This window comes from Geodermatophilus sp. SYSU D00663 (assembly GCF_054050655.1).
Window position 1 is genome coordinate 53,834 of sequence record NZ_JBJGZT010000019.1, and the last position, 20,175, is coordinate 74,008.

General features: G+C 76.7%; 21 protein-coding genes and 1 riboswitch. Of the genes, 9 read left to right on the top strand and 12 right to left on the bottom strand.

Translation table 11 applies throughout. The features are described 5' to 3' along the window. Positions 1-141: 141 nt before the first annotated feature. Complete coding sequence (locus tag ACI79Z_RS15540; protein ID WP_456903145.1) at positions 142-1,827, bottom strand: PEP-utilizing enzyme; 1,686 nt, start codon at positions 1,825-1,827, stop codon at positions 142-144. Between the two features lie 194 nt (positions 1,828-2,021). On the opposite strand from ACI79Z_RS15540, the gene ACI79Z_RS15545 reads away from it, so the two are divergent. Genes ACI79Z_RS15545 through ACI79Z_RS15560 form a run of 4 tightly spaced genes read left to right on the top strand, consistent with a single transcriptional unit; the run spans position 2,022 to position 6,245 of the window. Continuing rightward, positions 2,022-2,789 (top strand): DeoR/GlpR family DNA-binding transcription regulator, encoded by a 768-nt coding sequence (locus tag ACI79Z_RS15545; RefSeq protein ID WP_387991913.1) that lies wholly within the window; start codon positions 2,022-2,024, stop codon positions 2,787-2,789. After that, entirely contained in the window at positions 2,786-3,796 is a 1,011-nt protein-coding gene (locus tag ACI79Z_RS15550) for a 1-phosphofructokinase family hexose kinase (RefSeq protein ID WP_387991910.1), read from the top strand. The genes ACI79Z_RS15545 and ACI79Z_RS15550 overlap by 4 nt, the downstream gene beginning before the upstream one ends. A gap of 18 nt (positions 3,797-3,814) precedes the next feature. After that, the gene (locus tag ACI79Z_RS15555; protein WP_456903146.1) at positions 3,815-5,932 is read left to right on the top strand and encodes a PTS fructose transporter subunit IIABC; all 2,118 of its coding nucleotides are present in this window, start codon (positions 3,815-3,817) and stop codon (positions 5,930-5,932) included. Between the two features lie 52 nt (positions 5,933-5,984). Beyond that, positions 5,985-6,245 (top strand): HPr family phosphocarrier protein, encoded by a 261-nt coding sequence (locus ACI79Z_RS15560; protein ID WP_387991904.1) that lies wholly within the window; start codon positions 5,985-5,987, stop codon positions 6,243-6,245. Between the two features lie 66 nt (positions 6,246-6,311). Here the strand turns inward: ACI79Z_RS15560 and ACI79Z_RS15565 are convergent, their stop codons facing one another. The 4 genes from ACI79Z_RS15565 to ACI79Z_RS15580 all read right to left on the bottom strand — a co-directional run bounded on the left by ACI79Z_RS15565 (position 6,312) and on the right by ACI79Z_RS15580 (position 9,893). Beyond that, positions 6,312-6,779, bottom strand: coding sequence for an SRPBCC family protein (locus ACI79Z_RS15565; RefSeq protein ID WP_387992170.1), 468 nt, complete (start codon positions 6,777-6,779; stop codon positions 6,312-6,314). A gap of 78 nt (positions 6,780-6,857) precedes the next feature. Continuing rightward, positions 6,858-8,024, bottom strand: a complete 1,167-nt coding sequence (locus tag ACI79Z_RS15570; RefSeq protein WP_456903147.1) for an AGE family epimerase/isomerase — start codon at positions 8,022-8,024, stop codon at positions 6,858-6,860. Positions 8,025-8,043: 19 nt separating this feature from the next. Further along, complete coding sequence (locus ACI79Z_RS15575; protein WP_387992175.1) at positions 8,044-8,709, bottom strand: response regulator; 666 nt, start codon at positions 8,707-8,709, stop codon at positions 8,044-8,046. Further along, positions 8,706-9,893, bottom strand: coding sequence for a sensor histidine kinase (locus ACI79Z_RS15580; RefSeq protein WP_387992178.1), 1,188 nt, complete (start codon positions 9,891-9,893; stop codon positions 8,706-8,708). The genes ACI79Z_RS15575 and ACI79Z_RS15580 overlap by 4 nt, the downstream gene beginning before the upstream one ends. 198 nt (positions 9,894-10,091) lie before the next feature. Here ACI79Z_RS15580 and ACI79Z_RS15585 point away from each other — a divergent pair, with 198 nt between their 5' ends. After that, a complete protein-coding gene (locus ACI79Z_RS15585) occupies positions 10,092-10,667 on the top strand; it encodes a hypothetical protein (RefSeq protein ID WP_456903148.1) in 576 nt (191 codons plus the stop codon). A 57-nt stretch (positions 10,668-10,724) separates the two neighbouring features. Here the strand turns inward: ACI79Z_RS15585 and ACI79Z_RS15590 are convergent, their stop codons facing one another. The 3 genes from ACI79Z_RS15590 to pdhA are packed head-to-tail and all read right to left on the bottom strand — an operon-like array spanning position 10,725 to position 14,322. Beyond that, complete coding sequence (locus ACI79Z_RS15590) at positions 10,725-12,203, bottom strand: dihydrolipoamide acetyltransferase family protein (RefSeq protein WP_456903149.1); 1,479 nt, start codon at positions 12,201-12,203, stop codon at positions 10,725-10,727. Further along, entirely contained in the window at positions 12,203-13,183 is a 981-nt protein-coding gene (locus ACI79Z_RS15595; RefSeq protein ID WP_387992187.1) for an alpha-ketoacid dehydrogenase subunit beta, read from the bottom strand. The genes ACI79Z_RS15590 and ACI79Z_RS15595 overlap by 1 nt, the downstream gene beginning before the upstream one ends. After that, complete coding sequence (pdhA, locus tag ACI79Z_RS15600) at positions 13,183-14,322, bottom strand: pyruvate dehydrogenase (acetyl-transferring) E1 component subunit alpha (RefSeq protein ID WP_387992190.1); 1,140 nt, start codon at positions 14,320-14,322, stop codon at positions 13,183-13,185. Before pdhA ends, ACI79Z_RS15595 begins: the two co-directional genes overlap by 1 nt. A 216-nt stretch (positions 14,323-14,538) precedes the next feature. On the opposite strand from pdhA, the gene ACI79Z_RS15605 reads away from it, so the two are divergent. After that, positions 14,539-15,039 carry an Lrp/AsnC family transcriptional regulator gene (locus ACI79Z_RS15605; RefSeq protein ID WP_387992192.1) on the top strand — a complete coding sequence of 167 codons (501 nt, stop codon included), beginning with the start codon at positions 14,539-14,541 and terminating at the stop codon, positions 15,037-15,039. A 37-nt stretch (positions 15,040-15,076) separates the two neighbouring features. Beyond that, positions 15,077-16,138 (top strand): M42 family metallopeptidase, encoded by a 1,062-nt coding sequence (locus ACI79Z_RS15610; protein WP_387992195.1) that lies wholly within the window; start codon positions 15,077-15,079, stop codon positions 16,136-16,138. On the opposite strand, the gene ACI79Z_RS15615 is transcribed toward ACI79Z_RS15610, so the two are convergent. After that, on the bottom strand, positions 16,131-16,382 hold the full coding sequence (locus ACI79Z_RS15615) for a DUF3253 domain-containing protein (protein ID WP_387992198.1): 252 nt from the start codon (positions 16,380-16,382) through the stop codon (positions 16,131-16,133). The two genes, ACI79Z_RS15610 and ACI79Z_RS15615, sit on opposite strands and share 8 nt — an antisense overlap. Before the next feature lie 54 nt (positions 16,383-16,436). Between ACI79Z_RS15615 and ACI79Z_RS15620 the strand changes: the two genes are divergently transcribed. After that, a complete protein-coding gene (locus tag ACI79Z_RS15620; protein ID WP_387992201.1) occupies positions 16,437-16,955 on the top strand; it encodes a hypothetical protein in 519 nt (172 codons plus the stop codon). A gap of 54 nt (positions 16,956-17,009) precedes the next feature. On the opposite strand, the gene ACI79Z_RS15625 is transcribed toward ACI79Z_RS15620, so the two are convergent. Together ACI79Z_RS15625 and ACI79Z_RS15630 are read right to left on the bottom strand one after the other, a co-directional pair. Continuing rightward, positions 17,010-18,350, bottom strand: a complete 1,341-nt coding sequence (locus ACI79Z_RS15625) for a serine hydrolase domain-containing protein (protein ID WP_456903150.1) — start codon at positions 18,348-18,350, stop codon at positions 17,010-17,012. A 15-nt stretch (positions 18,351-18,365) separates the two neighbouring features. Beyond that, positions 18,366-18,683 carry a DUF3817 domain-containing protein gene (locus ACI79Z_RS15630; protein ID WP_456903151.1) on the bottom strand — a complete coding sequence of 106 codons (318 nt, stop codon included), beginning with the start codon at positions 18,681-18,683 and terminating at the stop codon, positions 18,366-18,368. 102 nt (positions 18,684-18,785) lie between these two features. On the opposite strand from ACI79Z_RS15630, the gene ACI79Z_RS15635 reads away from it, so the two are divergent. Then, a complete protein-coding gene (locus tag ACI79Z_RS15635) occupies positions 18,786-18,923 on the top strand; it encodes a hypothetical protein (protein ID WP_456903152.1) in 138 nt (45 codons plus the stop codon). On the opposite strand, the gene ACI79Z_RS15640 is transcribed toward ACI79Z_RS15635, so the two are convergent. Further along, positions 18,896-20,011: a C40 family peptidase gene (locus tag ACI79Z_RS15640; protein ID WP_456903153.1), complete on the bottom strand. Its 1,116-nt coding sequence runs from the start codon at positions 20,009-20,011 to the stop codon at positions 18,896-18,898. The genes ACI79Z_RS15635 and ACI79Z_RS15640 overlap by 28 nt on opposite strands. A gap of 11 nt (positions 20,012-20,022) precedes the next feature. Continuing rightward, positions 20,023-20,155: riboswitch (cyclic di-AMP (ydaO/yuaA leader) on the bottom strand. Positions 20,156-20,175: the final 20 nt, after the last annotated feature.

The following is a 20,175-nucleotide window of genomic DNA, read 5'->3' on the forward strand; positions in this document are numbered from 1 at the left end:
GCACCTGTAGTAAAGCAGGTGACGTCCTGAGTATTCCGAAGGATCGCAGGGCGTGTCAGGAGATGTCCGACGATCGTTCACCCAAGGGGGTGGGATCGGTCACCCGGTGACGGCGGCGCGGACACCCGCGCGGCGGTGTCGTCAGGCGCGGGCGAGCACCGCCCGGGCGGCGGCGCGGCCGGCCCGCGGGTCGTCGGCGGCCAGCGCCGCGGCCGCGGCCTCCCGGCAGGCGGCGAGGTCGACCGTGGCCAGCCGCGCCCCGACCCCGGCGACGGCGGAGCCGGCGCAGGACAGCGAGGTGACGCCGAGGCCGACGAGGACGCAGGCGAGCAGCGGGTCGGCCGCCGCCTCACCGCAGACGCCGACCGGCTTGCCCGCCCGCCGGCCCGCGGCCGCGGTCAGCTCGACCAGGGCCAGCAGCGCCGGCTGCCACGGGTCGGTGAGGTCGGCCAGGTCCGCGGAGAGCCGGTCGGCGGCCAGCGCGTACTGCGACAGGTCGTTGGTGCCGATGGACAGGAAGTCGACGTGCCGGAGCACGCGGTCGGCCAGCAGCGCCGCCGAGGGCACCTCGACCATGACGCCGGGCACCAGCCCGCGCTCGCGCACCCGGGCGGCGAAGTCCGCGGCCTCGCCCTCGGTGGCGACCATCGGCGCCATCACCCAGGGCGTGGCGCCGGTGCGGCGGGCGGCCTCGGCGACGGCGTCGAGCTGGCGGTCGAGCAGGCCGGGGTCACGGCGGGCCACCCGCAGGCCGCGGACGCCGAGCGCGGGGTTGGCCTCCTCCGGCGGGGTCGCGAACTCCAGCGGCTTGTCCGAGCCGGCGTCGAGGGTGCGCAGGACGACCCGGCGGCCGGCCGCGGCCTCGAGGACGTCGGCGTAGCCGCTCGCCTGCTCCTCGACGGTCGGCTCGGCGGCCCGGCCGAGGAAGGCGAGCTCGGTGCGGAACAGGCCGACGCCCTCGGCGTGCGCGGCCAGCGCCGCCCGGGTGCCGTCACCGTCCTGCACGTTGGCCAGCACGGGGACCGGGACGCCGTCGCGCGTGGCGGCCGGCCCCTGGTAGCCGGCCAGGGCCTCGGCCGCGCGACGGGCGGCCTCGAGCTGGCCGGCGGCCACCGCCGGATCGGGGTCGACGGTGACGGTGCCCTCCTCGGCGTCGAGCAGCACGGTCGCGCCGGCGGGGACGGCGTCCAGTCCCTCCACCGCGACGACGAGGGGCAGGCCCAGCTGCCGCGCGATGATCGCGGTGTGGCTGGTGGTCCCGCCCAGGCGGGTGGCCAGCCCGACGATGCGGGCGGGGTCGAGGCCGGCGGTGTCGGCGGGCGCGAGGTCGTCGGCGAGCAGGACCGACGGCCGCTCGGGCGCGGGGACGCCGGGCTCGCCCTGGCCGGTCAGCTCGGCGACGACGCGGTCGCGGACGTCGCGCACGTCGGTCACCCGCTCGGCCATGACGCCGCCCAGCGAGGTGAAGACGTCGACGAACTGCTGCGCGGCCTGCACCGTCGCCACCGCGGCGGGGACGCCGGCGCCGATCCGCTGCTCCACCGCGCCGAGCAGCCCGCGGTCGCGGGCCATGCCGGCGGTCGCCGACAGGACCTCCGCGGTCATCCCCGTGGCCGCCGCGGCGCGGTCGGCCAGGCGGCCCGCGACGGCCTCGGCCGCCGCGGTGAAGCGCGCCCGCTCCTCCTCCCGGGCGGACTCCGGCAGCTCGTCGAACGCCTCGGCGGGCAGCCGGACGGCACCGGAGGGCCGGACGACGGGACCGAGGACCACGCCGGGGACGACCGGGGTCCCGGTGAGCACGGTGCTGGCGGCGGCGGTGGTGGACATGCGGACCTCGCGTCGGTCAGAGGGATGTCGGTCGGGGACCTCGTCGTCCGTCGGTGACCACAATCACGAAAGCGTGTTGACTTGTCAACGTAACCAACGTACAACCACAGAGACACAAGCCCGTTCCCACATGTTCGGGCACCGCCACCGGCCTCCCGAGGACGCCGGGGACGACGACCGAGGGGGTCGACGGGGTGTACGCCGAGGAACGCCAGCAGGCGATCGCCACGCTGGTCGCCGAGCAGGGGCGGATCGCGGTCACCGCGGTGGCCGAGCAGTTCGGGGTCACCACCGAGACGGTGCGCCGGGACCTCGCCGTCCTCGAGCGGGCCGGTGTCCTGCGGCGCGTGCACGGCGGCGCGGTCCCCGCCGGGTCGCTGACGCTCATGGAGACGGCGCTGGCCGAGCGCAACGCCACCCGCGCCGAGGCCAAGCGGAAGATCGCCTCGGCGGCGCTGGACCTGCTGCCCGGCCGCGGCGGCAGCCTGCTGCTCGACGGCGGCAGCACCACCGCCGCGCTGGCCGAGGTGCTGCCGGTCGACCGGTCGCTGTTCGTGGCCACCAACGCGGTGCCGATCGCCGCCCGGCTGGCCAACGCGCCGGGCGTGACGCTGCACCTGCTCGGCGGCCGCGTCCGCGGGCTCACCCAGTGCGCGGTCGGCGAGACGCCGGTGCGGGCGCTGGCCGAGCTGCGGGTCGACGTCGCCTTCCTCGGCACCAACGGCATCACCCCCGGCCACGGCCTGACCACCCCGGACGAGGCCGAGGCCTCGGTGAAGCGGGCGATGGTGCGGGCCGGGCAGCGGGTGGTCGTGCTGGCCGACAGCAGCAAGCTCGGCCGCGAGCACCTGGTCCGCTTCGCCTCCCTCGACGACGTCGACGTCGTCGTCACCGACGACGGCGCCGACCCCGCGGTCCTCGACGAGCTGGACGCCGCGGGCGTCGAGGTCGTGGTCGCGTGAGCGGGGGACGGGTCGTCACGCTGACGGCGAACCCCAGCCTGGACCGGACGCTGGCCCTCCCCGGCGCGCTGGCCCGCGGCGAGGTCGCCCGGCTGGGCGCGAGCTCCACCGAGCCCGGCGGCAAGGGCGTCAACGTCGCCCGCGCGCTGGCGGCCGCCGGCGCCGACGTCCTCGCCGTCGTGCCCGCCGACCCCACCGACCCGCTGGTGACCGCGCTGCACGCGCTGCACCTGCCGCTGGTCACCGTTCCCACCGGCGCCCCGGTGCGCACCAACTACTCGCTCACCGAGCCCGACGGGACCACCACCAAGCTCAACGAGCCCGGCACCCCGCTGGACGCTGGCCTGCGCGCCGCGCTCGCCGCCGCCGTGGCCGCGGCCGCCGCGGGCGCCGACTGGGTGGTGCTGTCCGGCTCGCTGCCGCCCGGCACGCCCGAGGACTGGTACGCCGAGCTGGTCCGCGCCGTCCGCGGCACCGGCGCCCGGGTCGCCGTCGACACCTCCGAGGGGCCGCTGCGGGCGCTGCTCGCCGCGGGCGCCGCGTCCGCGCCGGACCTGCTCAAGCCCAACGCCGAGGAGCTGGCCCAGGTCGCCGGCACGACCGAGGCCGCGCTGCTCGCCGACCCCGCCGTCCTCCTCGCGGCGGTGCGGGCCCTGCACGCCGGCGGCGTCGGCGAGGTGCTGCTGACCCTGGGCGGTGCCGGCGCGGTGCTGTCCACGGCCGACGGCGTGTGGTCGGCGCGCGCGCCGCGGATCGCCGTCCGCAGCACCGTCGGCGCCGGCGACTCGAGCCTGGCCGGCCACCTGCTGGCCGACCTGGCCGGCGCCCCGCCCGCCGAGCGGCTGCGCCGCGCGGTCGCCACCGGCTCGGCCGCCGCCGCGCTGCCGGGCTCCGCCGTCCCCACGCCGGAGCAGGTCCACCCGGACGCCGTCGAGGTGTCCCCCGGCCTGCCCGGCACCCCTCCCCTCCCCGAGCCCGTCCCGGCCGCCGGCCGCGACGTCCCCTGACGCCCCGGAAGGTCCGTCATGTCCGCACTCATCACGCCCGAGCTGGTCGTCCTCGACGCCGACCTCGGCTCCGACAAGGCCGCGGTCGTCCGCCGGCTGGCCGGCCTGGTGGCCGACGCCGGCCGGGCCACCGGCGCCGAGGCGCTCGCCGGTGACGCGCTCGCCCGCGAGGCGCAGGCCGCCACGGGCCTGCCCGGCGGCATCGCCATCCCGCACTGCCGGTCGGCCGCGGTCACCCAGGCGTCGCTGGCCTTCGCCCGGCTGACCCCGGGGGTCGACTTCGGCGCCGCGGACGGCGCGGCCGACCTGGTCTTCCTGATCGCGGCGCCCGCCGCCGGCGACGCCGACCACCTCACCCTGCTCTCGGCGCTGGCCCGCGCGCTGGTCCGGCCGGACTTCGTGGCCTCCTTGCGGGCGGCTGGCTCGGCGGAGGACGTCGTCCGGCTGGTCGAGGAGGTCGTCTCCCCGCAGCCGGCGGCCGGCGCGACCGCGGCCCCGTCGGTCCCGGCCCCCGCCACCGCGCCGGCCGCCGCGGCGCCGTCGGCCGCTCCCGCCGACGCTCCTGCCGCCGCCCCGGCCGCGCGGCGGAAGCTGGTCGCCGTCAGCGCCTGCCCGACCGGGATCGCGCACACCTACATGGCCGCCGACAAGCTCACCGCCGCGGCGCAGGCCGCCGGCGTCGACCTGGTGGTCGAGACGCAGGGCTCCTCGGGTTCCACTCCCCTGGACCCGGCCGTCATCCGCTCCGCGGACGCGGTCATCTTCGCCGTCGACGTGGGCGTCAAGGACCAGGAGCGCTTCGCCGGCAAGCCCCTGGTGCAGTCGGGGACCAAGCGGGCCATCAACGAGCCCGACGTGATGGTCCGCGAGGCGCTGGCCGCCGCCGACGACCCCAACGCCCGCCGGGTGCCCGGCACGGCCGCCGCCGCGTCCGACGGTGCCGCCACCGGCCCCAGGCCGAGCCTGGGCGCGGAGATCCGGCGCTGGCTGCTGACCGGCGTGAGCTACATGATCCCGTTCGTCGCCGCCGGGGGTCTGCTGATCGCCCTCGGCTTCCTCCTCGGCGGCTACGACATCACCGCCACCGCCGACGACATCGTCATCAACAACTCGCTGGCGGACCTGCCCGACGGCGGCTTGTCCGCGTATCTCGGCGCCGTGCTCCTCAAGCTCGGCCAGCTCGCGTTCAGCTTCCTCGTCCCGGCCCTGGCCGGCTACATCGCCTACGCGATCGCCGACCGGCCCGGCATCGCCCCCGGCTTCGTCGTGGGCACCGTGGCCAGCTTCGTCAGCGCCGGCTTCCTCGGCGGCATCGTCGGCGGCGTCATCGCCGGGCTGACCGCGCTGTGGCTGTCCCGGCTCAAGGTGCCGGCCTTCGCCCGCGGGCTGATGCCGGTCGTGATCATCCCGCTCGGCGCCACGCTCGTCGCCGGCGGGCTGATGTTCCTCGTGCTCGGCCGGCCCCTCGCCGCCGCGACCGAGGGCCTCACCAACTGGCTCAACGGCCTGTCCGGCAGCTCGGTGATCCTGCTCGGCATCATCCTCGGCCTGATGATGGCCTTCGACATGGGTGGTCCGGTCAACAAGGCGGCCTACGCCTTCGCCACCACCGGCCTGGCCGCGGTCGACCTCGGCGACCCCGGCGCGGACCGCTTCCCGTTGGTCATCATGGCGACCGTCATGGCCGCCGGCATGGTCCCGCCCCTCGCCCTGGCCCTGGCCTCCGCCCTCCGGCCGAAGGTGTTCACCCCGGCCGAGCGGGACAACGGCAAGGCCGCGTGGTTGCTGGGTGCCGCGTTCATCACCGAGGGCGCCATCCCGTTCGCCGCGGCCGACCCGCTGCGGGTCATCCCGTCGATCATGCTGGGCGCGTCGACTGCCGGGGCCATCGTGGCCGGTGCCGGCGTCGAGCTGCAGGCTCCCCACGGCGGGATCTTCGTGTTCTTCGCGATGAACGGGATCCTGATGTTCCTCCTGGCGCTGCTCGTCGGCACGATCGTCGGTGCCATCGCGGTCGTCGTCGCCAAGAACATCGGCCGGCCCAAGGCCGAGGCCGTCCCCGAGGACGCCGTCGACCTGGCGCACGCCCACACCGCGGCGCCCGCCGCGACCGTCGACGCGCCCACGCGCGCCTGACACGGCAGGCTCGACCCCACCACCCACCCCGAGCAGCGAGGACATCCATCCCATGCCCAGTCAGACCGTCACCGTCGGCTCCCGGGTCGGCCTGCACGCCCGCCCCGCCGCGCTCATCGCGGAGGCCGTGGGCAAGGCCGGCGTCCCGGTCACCCTGGCCACCCCCGGAGGCAACCCCGTCGACGCCGGGTCGCCGTTGATGATCATGACGCTCGGTGCCCAGAAGGGCGCCGAGGTCACCGTGACCAGCGACGACGCCTCGGTGGTCGAGCACATCGCCGGCCTGGTGGCCCAGGACCTCGACGCCGAGTAGCCGACCGGCACGCACACGACGGCGCCCGTCCCCTCCGGCCGGAGGGGACGGGCGCCGTCGTGTGCGCTACTGCTGGTCCGGGCGCGGGACGTCGCCGCGCCAGGCACCGGTCTCGGTGCCGCGGCTCTCGATGAACTCCTTGAACCGCTGGGCGTCGGCCTTGACCTGGCGGTCGTCGAAGCCGAGCGCGGCGCCGGCCTTCTCGATGACGCCCTGCGGCTCCCAGTCGATCTGGATCATGACCCGGGTCTTGTTGTCGTCGAGGCGGTGGAAGGTCACGACGCCGGCGTGCTTGGCCTCGCCGCCGGTGCTGGCCCAGGCCACCCGCTCCTCGGGGTGCTGCTCGGTGATCTCGGCGTCGAACTCGCGCTTGACGCCGTCGATGTTGGTGACCCAGTGGGTGAGCGTGTCGTTCACCTGGGTGATGCGCTCGACCCCGCCCATGAACTGCGGGAAGGACTCGAACTGCGTCCACTGGTCGTAGGCGACACGGATGGGGACGTCGACGTCGACGGATTCCTGCACGCTGGCCACGGGAACGCTCCTCCTTGCTCGGGACTCGTTGCGGTCACGGCAGGCCTACCCATGCCCGCTGGAGTGGACACACCGAGGTCAGCGCAGTGCCGCGGCCACGCTCCCCCGCACCGGGGCGCCCTCGAGCAGCAGCATCTGCGCCAGGTGGTAGGCGTCCGGCTGCCCGGCCCAGGTGCCGGTGGCCACCTCGCCCGACGGCGTGAGCTCGTGGTGCCAGTTGCCGGTGGCGGGGTCGGCGAAGCGCTCCTCGCCGTGCGCCCGCCAGGCCGCGGCCAGGTCGGCGTAGCGGTCCTCGCCGGTGACCGCGCCGAGCACGGTGGCCGCCGCCACCGCCTCGCACAGCACCCAGTGCATCCGCGCGGTCACCACCGGCCGGTCGTCCCAGTCCAGCGTGTACGGGAAGCCCGGCTGCCCGTCCGCGGCCCAGCCCCGGCCGGCGGCCGCCTCGAACAGCCCGACCGCGTCGTCGAGCAGCCAGGCCGGCGCGCCGTCGCCCAGCGCCGCGCGCAGGTGCAGGCACAGCCGCGACCACTCGAACTGGTGCCCGACGGTGACCCCGTAGGGCCGGAACGGGTCGGCCGGGCGGTCCCGGTTGTGCTCGGGCAGCGGCGTCCAGGCGGCGTCGTAGTGCTCGGGCAGCCGCCAGTCCCGCTCGCGGGCCCAGCCGTGCACGATCCGCTCCGTGCTGCGCAGCGCGTGCTGCCGCAGCCGGGGGGCCTCCGCACCGCCGAGGGCGTCGGCCGCGGCGAGGGTCGCCTCGACGCCGTGCATGTTGGCGTTGGCGCCGCGGTAGTCCGACAGCCGGGACCAGTCCGCGGTCCACTCCTCGACGGCGAGGCCCGCGTCGTCGTCCCAGAAGTGCCGGTCCCACACCGCCAGCGCCTCGTCGAGCAGCGCCGGGCCCCCGTCGACGCCCGCGGCGGTGGAGGTCGCGCCCGCGAGCACGGCGAAGGCGTGCACGTACGCGCTCTTCGTGTCGTCGTCCTCCGCCGCCCGCCAGCCGCCGTCCGTGCCGTCGTGCAGGGGCCCCTCGCGCAGCGCCGTGAGGCCGTGACGGGCCAGTTCCTCCGCGCCCGGCCGGTCCAGCAGGTGCGCCAGCGCGAAGACGTGGGTCATCCGCGCGACGATCCAGGTCTGCTGCGGGCGGTCGGGCACGAGGGCGCCGTCGGCGCCGAGGTAGCCGAACCCGCCCTCGGGCACCCGGGCGCGGGCGGCGGCGGCGAGCAGCCGGTCGAGGTCGGTCACCGGCGCACGGTAGCGCCGTTCAGCCGCCGGGGCGGACGAGTCCGGTCTCGTAGGCGCGCACGACCGCCTGCACCCGGTCGCGCACGCCGAGCTTGGCCAGCAGGCGGGTGACGTGCGCCTTGACCGTGGCCTCGGTGACGACGAGCGTGCCGGCGATCTCGGCGTTGGACAGCCCCCGCGCGACGAGCAGCCACACCTCCCGCTCCCGCGGGCTGAGGTCGGCGGCGGGGTCCGGCCCGGTCGCCGGCGCCGGCGCGCGCAGGTGCCGCTCGACGAGCCGGCGGGTGACGGCGGGGGCGAGCAGCGCGTCGCCGTCGGCGACGGTGCGCACGGCGTCGACCAGCCGGCCGGGCGGCGCGTCCTTGAGCAGGAACCCGGCGGCGCCCGCCTCCAGCGCCCGGAAGACGTACTCGTCGAGGTCGAAGGTGGTGAGCACGAGCACCTGCGGGCCGGCCGGGTCCCGGCGCAGCCGGCGGGTGGCCTCGATGCCGTCCAGGCGCGGCATGCGCACGTCCATCACCACGACGTCGGGCCGCACCCGCAGCGCCACCTCGACCGCCTCCACGCCGTCGGCGGCCTCCCCGGCCACCTCGACGTCGCCCGCCTCGAGCAGGCCGGTGATGCCCGACCGGACCAGCGCGTGGTCGTCGGCCACGACGACCCGCAGCCGGCGCGGCGCCGTCACGACGACCCCACCGGGAGGACCGCGCGGACCAGCCAGCCGCCGTCCGGCTCCGGACCCACGGCCAGCGACCCGCCGTACACGCGGACCCGCTCGCGCATGCCCGGGATGCCGTAGCCGCCGGAGCTCAGGCCGGACGGCGCCGGCGGCGCGTCCCCGGACGCCGCGCGGCGACCGTGGTCGCGGACCGCCACGGTGAGCTCGTCCCCGGTGCGGCCGACGGTGACGGTGGTCCGGGCGCCCGGCGCGTGCCGCAGGACGTTGGTGAGGGACTCCTGCACGATCCGGTAGACGGCCAGGGAGGGCCCGTCGGGCACGGTCCCCGCGACGTCCACGGTGAGCGCCACGTCCAGGCCGGCGCCGCGCGCCTCGTCGACCAGGTCCGGCAGCCGCTCGATGCCCGGCTGCGGCAGGTAGACGGCCTCGCCCTCGCGCAGGACGTCGAGCAGGTGGCGCATCTCCGCCATGGCCTCGGTGGCGGTGCGGCGCGCCGTGCCGATGTGGTCGCGGGCGCGGTCCGGGTCGCGGCCGACGAACAGTTCCGCGGCGCCGGTCTGCAGCACCACGACCGACACGGCGTGCGCGACGACGTCGTGCAGCTCCCGGGCGATGCGGGCCCGCTCCTGCGCCACGGCCCGGTCGGCCGCGGCGGCCGAGCCGGCCTCGGCGCGCAGGGCGGCCAGCGCCCGGTGGTGGACGACGCGCCCGCCGGTCCAGGCGCCGGCGACGAAGAAGAACAGCAGGACCAGCGCGCGGGGACGGGACGCCTCGACGCCGAAGTAGCCGAGCTGCCCCGCCGCCGCCATGGCGGCCACCGGCAGCGCGCCCAGGCCCACGGCCGCGGGCAGGGAGCGGACGTGCACGGCGACGGTGAAGGCGGCCAGCAGCAGGCTCGGGAAGGGCGTGAAGGTCGCCGCCGCCTCCGCGGTCGCCGCGTGAACGACGAGCGCGGCCGCGACCACGGCGGTCACCGAGCCGGGGAACCGGCGGCGCACCGCCAGCGGGAGGGTCGACACCAGGACGAACAGCGCGCCCGGGACCGGTGCCAGGCCGGGTGAGAGGACCACCTCGACCAGCCCCCACACGGCCAGGCCCGCGGCGACCGCCAGGTCCAGCCCGCTGGTCCAGCGGGGCACCGCCGCCGCCGCGACCGCGGGGTGCCGGGCGGTCCCGGCGGTCGTCGTCACGGCACGGGAACCTACGGGTCCCGGAGCCGGCCGCGCGTCCCCCGGAAGGCGACACGGGGGTTCGACCGAGGTCGACACCGCGGTCGCGACCCGCCGCCGCCGGATGTGGACCGCAGGCCGACGCCGGCGGGCCCCGGCCTTTCCTAGCGTCCTCGGCGACCGCCTGACCAGGCGTCCCCACCGAGCCGAGGAGCCCTCGTGACCACCACGCTGCCCACCCCCGCCCCCGCCGCGACCCGGCCCCGGACCGGCGCCCGGGCCGGCACCCGGGCCGGCGCCGCCGCCCTCGTCGCCGCCGGCATCTCGGTCGCCGTCGGCGTCACCCAGCTGCTCCACCCGCAGGACACCGACCCGGCGATCGAGCCGCGCACCGCCGCCATCCTCGTCGGCACGGCCGTGATGCTCTGGGCGCTGCCGGTCCTCCACCTGCACCTCGCCGCGCTGGCCGGCACCCGCTGGCCGGCCATCGTGGCCTCCACCGGGACGGTGCTGCTCAGCGGCGGCATGCTGTCCAGCGTCGTCAACGGCGAGGACCTGGCCTTCTTCCCCGCCGTGGCGCTGGTGGCCAACGCGCTGTGGTTCCTCGGCTCGGTCGCCCTGGCCGTCGGCCTGTGGCGCTCGGGGCGGGTGTCCCGCCCGCTGGTCGCGCTGCTGCCGCTGGTGACGCCGGTCTTCCTGTTCCTGTCCCAGACGGGCGGGGGTGTGCCGGTGGGCGCGTACCTGGCCGTCGTCGGCTGGCTGCTGCTGCGCGGGCAGCTCGACCGCCGCGCCTGAGCCCCGGACCGAGGGCCTGCCGACCGGTGTCGGCAGGCCCTCGGCCCGTGCCCGGGGTCAGAACGCGAGCGCCAGCCCGGGGTCGGCCAGGAGCGCGCCGACGTCGGCGAGGAACCGGCTGCCGAGCTCGCCGTCGATGATCCGGTGGTCGAACGACAGCGCCAGCTGCGTCACCTGCCGGACGGCGACCCTGCCCTTGTGCACCCACGGCATCTCGCGGACCGCGCCGAAGGCCAGGATCGCCGACTCACCGGGGTTGAGGATCGGCGTCCCGGTGTCGACGCCGAACACCCCGACGTTGGTGATCGTGATCGTCCCGCCGGTCATGTCCGCCGGCGCGGTCCGCCCCGCCCGCGCCGTCTCGGTGAGCTCGGTGAGCGCCCGGGCGAGCTCGGCCAGCGACAGCCGCCCGGCGTCCTTGACGTTGGGCACGACCAGCCCGCGCGGGGTTGCCGCGGCGATGCCGAGGTTGACCTGCCCGTGGACGACGATCTCCTGCGCCGCCTCGTCCCACGAGCTGTTCACCACCGGGTGGCGCTGCGCCGCGAGCAGCAGCGCCTTCGCCACGAACAGCAGCGGGCTGACCTTGACCCCGGCGAACTCCGGGCGGGCGGCGACCCGCGCGCGCAGCTTCATCGTCCGGGTGACGTCGACGGTCAGGAACTCCGTGACGTGCGGCGCGGTGAACGCGCTGGCCACCATCGCCGCCGCCGTCGCCTTGCGCACGCCCTTGACCGGGATCCGCTGGTCTCCGGCGGCGGGGGCCACGGGCGCGGGCGCCGTGGCGGGGGCCGACGGCGCGCTCGCGGCGGCGGTGACGTCCTCCCGGGTGATGACGCCGCCGGCGCCGCTGCCGGTGAGCGCCGCGAGGTCGACGCCGAGGTCGCGGGCGAGCTTGCGCACCGGCGGCTTGGCCAGCGGGCGCACCGATCCCTGGCCGGGCGCGGCCGGCCGGGACGGGGCGGCCGCCTCGGCGCGGGCGTGCGCCTCGGCCTGCCGGCCCACCTCGAGGCCGCCGTGCCGCACGGGCTTGACCGTGGCGTCGGGGGCGGTGGCCAGCAGCGGCGGCCGCTCGAGGTCATCGGCCGCCCGGGAGTGGTCGGCGCCGGCGGGCGCGGGCGCGGCGGCGTGCACGGCGGGCGCCGACCGGCGCGGGCGCCGGCGGGCCTCGGTGTTGCGCGGCCCGTAGCCGACGAGCACCGCCGTCCGCCCGCCCGGGGCGGCCCCGCCGATCAGCCCGGCCCCGGCCTCCCCGCCGTCCGCGGGAGCCGCGGGGGCGGGGGCGTCCTCGCCGCCGACGTCGATCGTGATGATCGGCGTGCCGACGTCGACGGTCGTGCCCGCCTCGTGCAGCAGCTCGGTCACCGTGCCGGCGTACGGCGAGGGCAGCTCGACGGCGGCCTTGGCGGTCTCCACCTCGCACAGCGGCTGGTTGACCGTGACGGTGTCGCCCACGGCCACCAGCCACTGCAGGATCTCGCCGTCGGTCAGCCCCTCCCCGACGTCGGGGAGCCTGAACTGGCGCAGCTGCCCCATCAGGACGCCACCACCCGGTCGACGGCGTCGAGCACGCGGTCGAGGTCGGGGAGGTACTCCTCCTCCAGCTTCGACGGCGGGTAGGGGGTGTCGTAGCCGCCGACCCGCAGCACCGGCGCCTCCAGCGAGAAGAAGCACTCCTCGGTGATCCGCGCGGCGATCTCCGCGCCGAGGCCGAGGGTCACCGGCGCCTCGTGGACGACGACGCAGCGGCCGGTGCGGCGCACCGACTCGAACACCGGGTCCAGGTCCAGCGGCGAGAGGGTGCGCAGGTCGACGACCTCCAGCGAGCGGCCCTCCTCGGCGGCGGCGTCGGCGGCCTGCAGCGCCGTCTTCACCATCGGGCCGTAGGCCAGCACCGTGACGTCGTCGCCGCCGCGGACCACCCGGGAGGCGAACAGCGGGTCGGGCGTGGCGTCGGTGTCGACCTCGGCCTTCTCCCAGTACCGCCGCTTGGGCTCGAGGAAGACGACCGGGTCGGGGTGGGCGATCGCCTGCTGGATGCCCCAGTAGGCGTCGACCGGGTTGCTGACCGCGACCACCTTGAGCCCGGGGGTGTGCGCGAAGTACGCCTCGGGGCTCTCGCTGTGGTGCTCGACGGCGCCGATGCCGCCGCCGAACGGGATGCGGATGACGATCGGCACGGCCAGCTTCCCGCGGGAGCGGGCGTGGATCTTGGCGACCTGGGTGACGATCTGGTTGTAGGCGGGGAAGACGAACCCGTCGAACTGGATCTCGCAGACCGGCCGGTAGCCGCGCATGGCCAGGCCGACGGCGGTGCCGAGGATGCCGGCCTCGGCCAGCGGGGTGTCGACGACGCGGTCCTCGCCGAAGTCCTTCTGCAGGCCGTCGGTGATGCGGAAGACGCCGCCGAGGCGGCCGATGTCCTCGCCCATGAGCACGACCTTGGCGTCGTCCTCCATGGCGCGGCGCAGGCCGAGGTTGAGGGCCTTGCCGATGGTGAGCGTCTCGGTGCCCATCAGGAACCCGCCCCCTCGAAGCTCGCCTGGTAGGCCTCGAAGGCCTGCTGCTGCGCGGCCAGGTGCGGCGTCTGCTCCGCGTACACCCGGTCGAACATCGCCGTGCCCGGCGGGTCGGGCATCTCCAGCGTGCCCTTCCGGATGCGCGCGGCCAGCTCGTCGGCCTCGGCCTCGACGGCGTCGAAGAACTCCTGGTCGGCGGTGCCGCTGCGGGACAGGTGCGCCTTCACCCGCGCGATCGGGTCGCGCAGCTTCCACTCCTCCAGCTCGCTGGCCAGCCGGTAGCGGGTGGGGTCGTCGGAGGTGGTGTGGGCGCCCATCCGGTAGGTGAACGCCTCGACGAACGTCGGGCCCTGGCCCTCGCGGGCGGCCTGCAGGGCGGCCCGGGTGACGGCGAGGACGGCGAGGACGTCGTTGCCGTCGACGCGGACGCCGGGGAAGCCGAAGCCGGCCGCGCGCTGGTACAGCGGGACGCGGGACTGCCGCTCCAGCGGCACGCTGATGGCGTACTGGTTGTTCTGGCAGAAGAAGACGACCGGGGCCGAGAAGCTGGCCGCCCAGATCATCGCCTCGTTGACCTCGCCCTGGCTGGTGGCGCCGTCGCCGAGGAAGGCGAGCGTGGCGGTCTCCGCGCCGTCGCGCTGCAGGCCCATCGCGTAGCCGGTGGCGTGCAGGGTCTGCGCGCCGATGACGACGGTGTAGAGGTTGAAGCCGGTGGCCACCGGGTCCCAGCCGCCGTTGTCGACGCCGCGGAACAGGCTGATGACGTGCAGCGGGTCGACGCCGCGCACCCAGGCGACGCCGTGCTCGCGGTAGGTGGGGAAGGCCATGTCGTCGGCGGCCATCGCGCGGCCGGCGCCGATCTGCGCGGCCTCCTGCCCCAGCAGCGAGGCCCAGATGCCGAGCTCGCCCTGGCGCTGCAGGGCGGTGGCCTCGACGTCCCAGCGGCGGACCAGCACGAGGTCGCGGTAGAGCCCGCGCAGCTCCTCGTCGCCGATCTCGAGGGGGTAGTCGGGGTGCTCGACCCGCTCGCCCTCGGGGGTCAGCAGCTGCACCAGGTCCGGTTGCTGGGGCAGGTGCGGCGCCGCTGCCCCGGGTACCGGGTCCACCGCCTCCGTGGTCACGCTCGGCACGCTCACGCGCTCCTCCTCGCCGTCGGCCGCGGCTGCCGGGGTCGCCGGCCGGTCGCGGTGCTGGACGTCCTGTGTGCGCCGGGGTGTGGCGGCACTCACACATCGTGGCACGACCGACCCCGTCCGGAGGAGATCACCCCCCTCCCGGATTGCGCAAGGTCGGGACGGCGGACTGCGCAGGATGACGACTGGTAGGACGTCCGAACGTGTCAGACTGAGCAGATGCCGCCCGGTCCGGACCGTCTGGACGCCACCGACGCCCGCCTGGTGCAGGCGCTGACCGACGACCCCCGCGCCACGGTCATGGCCCTGTCCCAGCGGCTGGGGCTGGCGCGCAACACCGTGCAGGCGCGGCTGGCCCGGCTGGAGTCCGGCGGCTTCCTGGCGCCGTTCGACGCCCGGGTGCGGCCCGAGGCGCTCGGCTACCGGCTCGGCGCCTACGTGACCGTGCAGGTCGTGCAGCGCAGCCTCGAGGAGGTCGCGGCCGCGCTCGCGGCGCTGCCGGAGGTGCTCGAGGTGACGGCGCTGTCCGGGGCCGCCGACCTGCTCGTGCGCGTGGTCGCGGTCGACGCCGACGACCTGTGGCGGCTCACCGAGCAGGTGCTCGCGGTCCCCGGCGTGGAGCGCACCGACACCGCGCTCGCGCTGCGCCGCTACGTCGACCACCGGGTCGCCCCGCTGCTGGAGCGGGCTGCGGGGGCGGACCCGGCGCCGGGCGGGTAGGACGGGTCGGACCGCCGTCACCGACCCGAGGAGCCCCGTGGCCACCCCGCTGCCCGACCTGCTCGACGAGCTGCTGCGCACCTACGGCCCCTGCGGGGAGGAGCAGTCGGTGCGCGACCTCGTCCGCCGGGAGCTCGAGCCGCTGGCCGACGAGGTGTCGGTGGACGCCGCGGGCAACCTGGTCGCGCTCCTGCACGGGCGGGACCGGTCGGCCCCGGCCGTCCGCGTCATGGCACACCTGGACGAGCTGTCGATGATGGTCAAGCGGGTCGAGCCCGACGGCTCGCTGCGGGTGAGCTCGCTGGGCGTCATGTACCCGGGCAACTTCGGCCTGGGCCCGGTCGCCGTCCTCGGCCGGCGGGAGACGCTCACCGGCGTGCTCACCCTCGGCTCGGAGCACACGACCACCGACAGCCCGCGGATCTGGGAGACCAAGCCGGACCAGGGCGACAAGGCCATGGACTGGTCGCACGTGTACGTCTTCACCGGGCGCCTGGCCGACGAGCTGGCCGCGGCCGGCGTGCACCCCGGCACCCGGGTGTGCGTGCACGCCGACCGGCGCGGGCTCACCCGCTTTGGCGACTTCGTCGGCGGCTACTTCCTCGACGACCGCGCCGCGCTGACCGCCCTCGTCGGCGCCGCCCGGCTGCTGCGCGGGCGCCCGCACGGCGACGTGCACCTGGTCGCGACCACCAGCGAGGAGATGGGCGGCATCGGCGCCTCCTACGCCGCCCGCACCCTGCCCGGCGACCTCACCGTCGCCCTCGACGTCGGCCCGGCGGAGGCCGAGTACCAGGTCACCGTCGACGGCGGCCCCGTGGTCGCCTACGCCGACGACGCCGTCGTCTACGACCGGGCCGTCGCCGACGCGCTGGTCGACACCGGCCGCGAGCTCGGCGTGGACCCGCAGACGGCGGTGTGGCAGTCCTTCGACTCCGACGCCTCGCAGGCGAAGGCCTCGGGTCAGACGGCGCGGGCGGCGCTGCTCAGCCTGCCCACGCTGAGCACGCACGGGTACGAGGTGCTGCACACCGGCACCGTCGACCGGACCGCCCGGCTGCTCGCCGCCTTCCTCGCCCGCCCGCTGCCGGTCAGCTGACCCGGCGGACGCGCACCGGGCCGCGGGCGGTGGCGACGTCGACCACCGCGCCGCGCTGGGTCACCTCGACCGCGCCCCGCCGTGCGAGCCGGCCCGCGGCGGCGCGGGCCTGCGGCATCAGGTCGCGCCAGCCCTCCGGGTCGACCGCGCGGGCCGCCTCGGAGGGGCAGATCGTGGCGCCCGGTGCGCGGGCGTCGAGCAGCGCGTCGATGGCCCGCTCGAGGGCCGCGCCGGCGTCGTCCACTCCCCCAGGATGCGCCCGTTTGCCCTGGTGAGCGCGGCGGGTACCGCGGGCGGCATGGCGAGACGCACCCCGGTGGGGACGTTCGGCAAGGGCAGGCGGGGCATCAGCACGCTCGGCTGGGCGCTGCGCGGTGCGGCGGCCGGCGCGGCGGGCTCCACTGCGCTCAACGCCGTCACCTACCTCGACATGACCGTCCGTGGCCGCGGGACCAGCTCGACGCCCGAGCAGACCGTGGAGAAGCTCGCCGAGAAGGCGCACGTGCCGATCCCCGGCGACGAGGAGCACCGGCAGAACCGGGTCCAGGGGCTCGGGCCGATGACCGGCCTGGTCGCGGGCGTCGGCGTGGGCGTCGTCGTCGGGCTGGCCCGCGCCTCGGGCTTCCGGTCGCAGCCGCTGGTCGGGACGCTGCTCACCACGCTCGGCGTCCTGGTGGCGGCCAACGGCCCGATGACGGCGCTGGGCATCACCGACCCGCGCACCTGGTCGGCCACCGACTGGGTGAGCGACCTCGTGCCGCACCTGGCCTACGGCGCCGTCGTCAAGACCACGATGGACGCCTTCGACCGGCCCTGAACGGCATGGGGAGCTCTCCGCGCGTACGGGCCGTCGACACGTGCGGATCGCTTCCTACGCCTCGCCGGCCCTCGCCGACCAGCCGCGGGGGTCGACGTCGCCGGGGACGGGGGCGGCGGGGTCGTAGGGCGAGCGGGTGAAGACGAACGTGCCCAGGTCCAGGTGGTCGCCGGCGATCCGCAGCGGCTCGCCGGCGTAGTAGCCGTCCAGGCCCACCCAGGTGCCGTCGGCGTCGCGGCGGAAGCGGCTGGCCCGCCCCGACCGGCCGGGCAGCGGGCCGAGGTGCAGCAGGCCGCCGTCCACCGCGCGCAGGGCGTGCGGCGCGGGGCCCCAGTACCAGACGCCGAGCTGCTCCAGCGGCACCGGCGGCTCGGCCGGGCGCCACGGCTCGGCCACCCGCGGCTCGGCCGCGCGGAGGTCGGCCAGCAGGCCGGGGACGAGCACGTCCAGGCCGCTGGTGGTGTTGGCCAGCGAGACGCCGCCGGTCCCCTCCTCGCGGTCGACGAAGACGCCGGCCAGGAAGCCGGGCATCGAGCCGCCGTGACCGGTGAGCGTGCGGCCGTCGACCCGCAGCACCTGCAGGCCCAGCCCGTAGGCCGACCAGGCCGGTGAGGAGCCGTCGACGCCGGCCGGCACGGCCATCTCCTCGAGCGTCGCCGGGGACAGCACGTCGCCGGTGTCGCCGAGCAGGAAGGCGGCGAAGCGGGCGAGGTCGGCCAGCGTCGCCCACAGCTGCCCGGCGGCGGCCATCACGCCGGCGTCGTGCTCGGGCTCGGGCAGGACGACGTCGGCCCACGGGTGGACGGCGTAGCCCTGCGCGGCGCGGCCGGAGGGGCGCGGCGTCGTCCTGGTCATGCCCAGCGGCCCGAGCACCTCGGCGGTGACGACGTCCTCCCACGAGCGCCCGCGCAGCCGGGCCACGAGCTCGCCGAGCAGGCCGAAGCCGAGGTTCGAGTAGTGGAAGCGCCGGGCCTCGCCCAGGACGACGTGCTCCCCGGACAGCCGCAGGTCGGCCAGCGGGCCGCCGGGCACCCGCTCCCACCAGCCACCCGGGCTCTCCGCGGCGGCGCCGGCCAGGTGCGAGAGCAGCTGGCCGACCGACCGGTCGCCGAACGGCGTGCCGGGCACGTGCCGGTCCAGCGGGTCGTCCAGCGCCAGCCGGCCCTCGTCGCGCAGCCGCATGACCGCGACGGCGGTGACGGTCTTGCTGATGGACCCGAGCCGGTACTGGACGTCGGTGTGCGGTTCGGCGACGTCGCCGCGGCCGGCCGACCAGGCCAGCCCGCCGTCCCGGACCACCCCGGCGACCAGGCCGGGCGCCCGCCCCTCGCGCTGCACCCGGGCGGTGCGGGCCAGCAGGGTGCGGGCGGTCGAGGGCAGCACGGGCTCCGGCATGACCGGAACGGTAGGTCAGGCGCGGACGGGCGCCGCCAGCCGCCCGGTGCGCCCGGCCCAGCGCTCGAACACCACGGTGACCAGCGGCGGGATCGAGGCGGCCAGCGCGAGCAGCGTCGTCCACCGGGACCAGCCGAGCACCCGCGCGGCGACCAGCGCCACGACCCCGTAGGCGATGAACACCGCGCCGTGGACCGGCCCGAACACCTGGACGCCGGCCTCCGAGGTCTCCGGCACGTACTTGACGTACATGCCGGCCAGCAGGCCGATCCAGGAGAGGGCCTCGGCGACGGCGACGACGCGGAAGGCCAGGGCGACGGTGCGGGGGTTCATCGGTGCGCGGTCCTCGGGTCGGGGGCGGTTCCGGAGGGTCAACGCGGCAGCGGGCGCCGGCGTCCCGGTCGCGGGGTGTGAGGTGCGTGGCAGGGTCGGGTCGTGCGGGGTCCGGCGCGGCGGGGGTCCCGTCCGGTCCTGCTGCGCCGGCTGGCCGACCTGCGGCCGGACCCGGTGGCCGCGGCGCTGCCCCGGCTGGAGCGCGACCCGCGTCAGCCGATGCGGCGGGCGCCGGCGTAGCCGCCCATCGCGTCGATGCTGGCGACCTTGACGACGTCGCCCGACGTCGGCGCGTGCACCATCTGGCCGTTGCCGATGTAGATGCCGACGTGGCTCACCGGGCTGTAGAAGAAGACCAGGTCACCGGGCTGCAGGTTCGCGCGGGAGACCGCGGTGCCCATCGTCGACTGCATCCTGCTGGAGTGCGGGAGGCTGATCCCCGCGGCGCGGAAGGCGTACTGGGTGAGGCCGGAGCAGTCGAACGAGCTCGGGCCGGCGGCCGCCCACACGTAGGGCTTGCCGCGCTGGGCCATGGCGGTGGCGACGACGGTCCCGGCGACGCCGCTGGGCGGCGCGGCCGCCGCGGCCGGCTCCTCGGCGGAGGAGGACGCGGAGGACGACGCGGTGTCCTCGCGCTCCTCGTCGCGGCTGGCGCGGGAGTCCTCGGCGGCGTGCGCCGCGGCGGCGGCCTCGAGGGCGGCGCGCCGCTCCTCGGCGCTCAGCCGGGCGTAGTCGGTCTGGTAGGCGGCGATCTGCGCCTCGAGGTCGGCCTGCTGGGCGGCGACGGCGTCGTACTGGCGCTGCGCCTCGGCGGCGGCCGCGGCGGCGGCGGCCTGCGCGGCGGTGGCGGTCTCGGTGGCGGCCGCGGCCTGGCCGAGCAGCTCGCCCTGGTAACCGGCGACGCCCTGCAGCAGGGTGACGCGGTTGACGAACTCGTCGGCGTCCTCGCTGGTCATGAGCGCCTGCAGCGAGCCCATGCTGTCGCCGGTGTAGGCCGACCGGGCGATCCCGATCACCTGCTGCCGCGCGGTGTCCACGGCGGCCTGGGCGGCGGCCAGCTGCGCGGCGGCGGCGTCGGCGGCGGCCTGCTGGGCGGCGAGCGCCTCGCGGGCCTCGTTGAACTGCTCGGTGACGGCCTCGAGCTCGTGGCCCCGGGCGGCGACCAGCTGCGCGGCCTCGGCGGCCGACGTCGGCTCCTCCGCCCGGGCCGGCGCCGGGACGGCCCCCAGCCCGAGACCGATGCCGAGGGCGCCGACGAGCGCGAGGGCGGCGCGGCGGCCGCGGCCGGTCGCGGGCGTGCCGGGGACGGACGTGCGCAGGGACGCCACGCGGCGGTCTCTCCTTCTCCCAGGCCGCCTACCGGGTTAGCTGACGGGTTCGGGCGTGGAGTCGCCCGGCGCGTGCGGACACGCGCTACACCCCAGGACTGCGATGGGTCCCCGGCCCGGTCTCCGCTGCGGGAGGACCGGCTCGACGGCGTCCACGGGGTGTC

Bases quoted from the DNA above. Each gene is read 5' to 3' on its own strand.
- ACI79Z_RS15590 (WP_456903149.1), bottom strand. From the start codon at position 12,203: ATGGGGCAGCTGCGCCAGTTCAGGCTCCCCGACGTCGGGGAGGGGCTG.
- ACI79Z_RS15630 (WP_456903151.1), bottom strand. From the start codon at position 18,683: ATGAACCCCCGCACCGTCGCCCTGGCCTTCCGCGTCGTCGCCGTCGCC.
- ACI79Z_RS15540 (WP_456903145.1), bottom strand. From the start codon at position 1,827: ATGTCCACCACCGCCGCCGCCAGCACCGTGCTCACCGGGACCCCGGTC.
- ACI79Z_RS15560 (WP_387991904.1), top strand. From the start codon at position 5,985: ATGCCCAGTCAGACCGTCACCGTCGGCTCCCGGGTCGGCCTGCACGCC.
- ACI79Z_RS15595 (WP_387992187.1), bottom strand. From the start codon at position 13,183: ATGGGCACCGAGACGCTCACCATCGGCAAGGCCCTCAACCTCGGCCTG.
- ACI79Z_RS15620 (WP_387992201.1), top strand. From the start codon at position 16,437: ATGGCGAGACGCACCCCGGTGGGGACGTTCGGCAAGGGCAGGCGGGGC.
- ACI79Z_RS15605 (WP_387992192.1), top strand. From the start codon at position 14,539: ATGCCGCCCGGTCCGGACCGTCTGGACGCCACCGACGCCCGCCTGGTG.
- ACI79Z_RS15625 (WP_456903150.1), bottom strand. From the start codon at position 18,350: ATGCCGGAGCCCGTGCTGCCCTCGACCGCCCGCACCCTGCTGGCCCGC.
- ACI79Z_RS15555 (WP_456903146.1), top strand. From the start codon at position 3,815: ATGTCCGCACTCATCACGCCCGAGCTGGTCGTCCTCGACGCCGACCTC.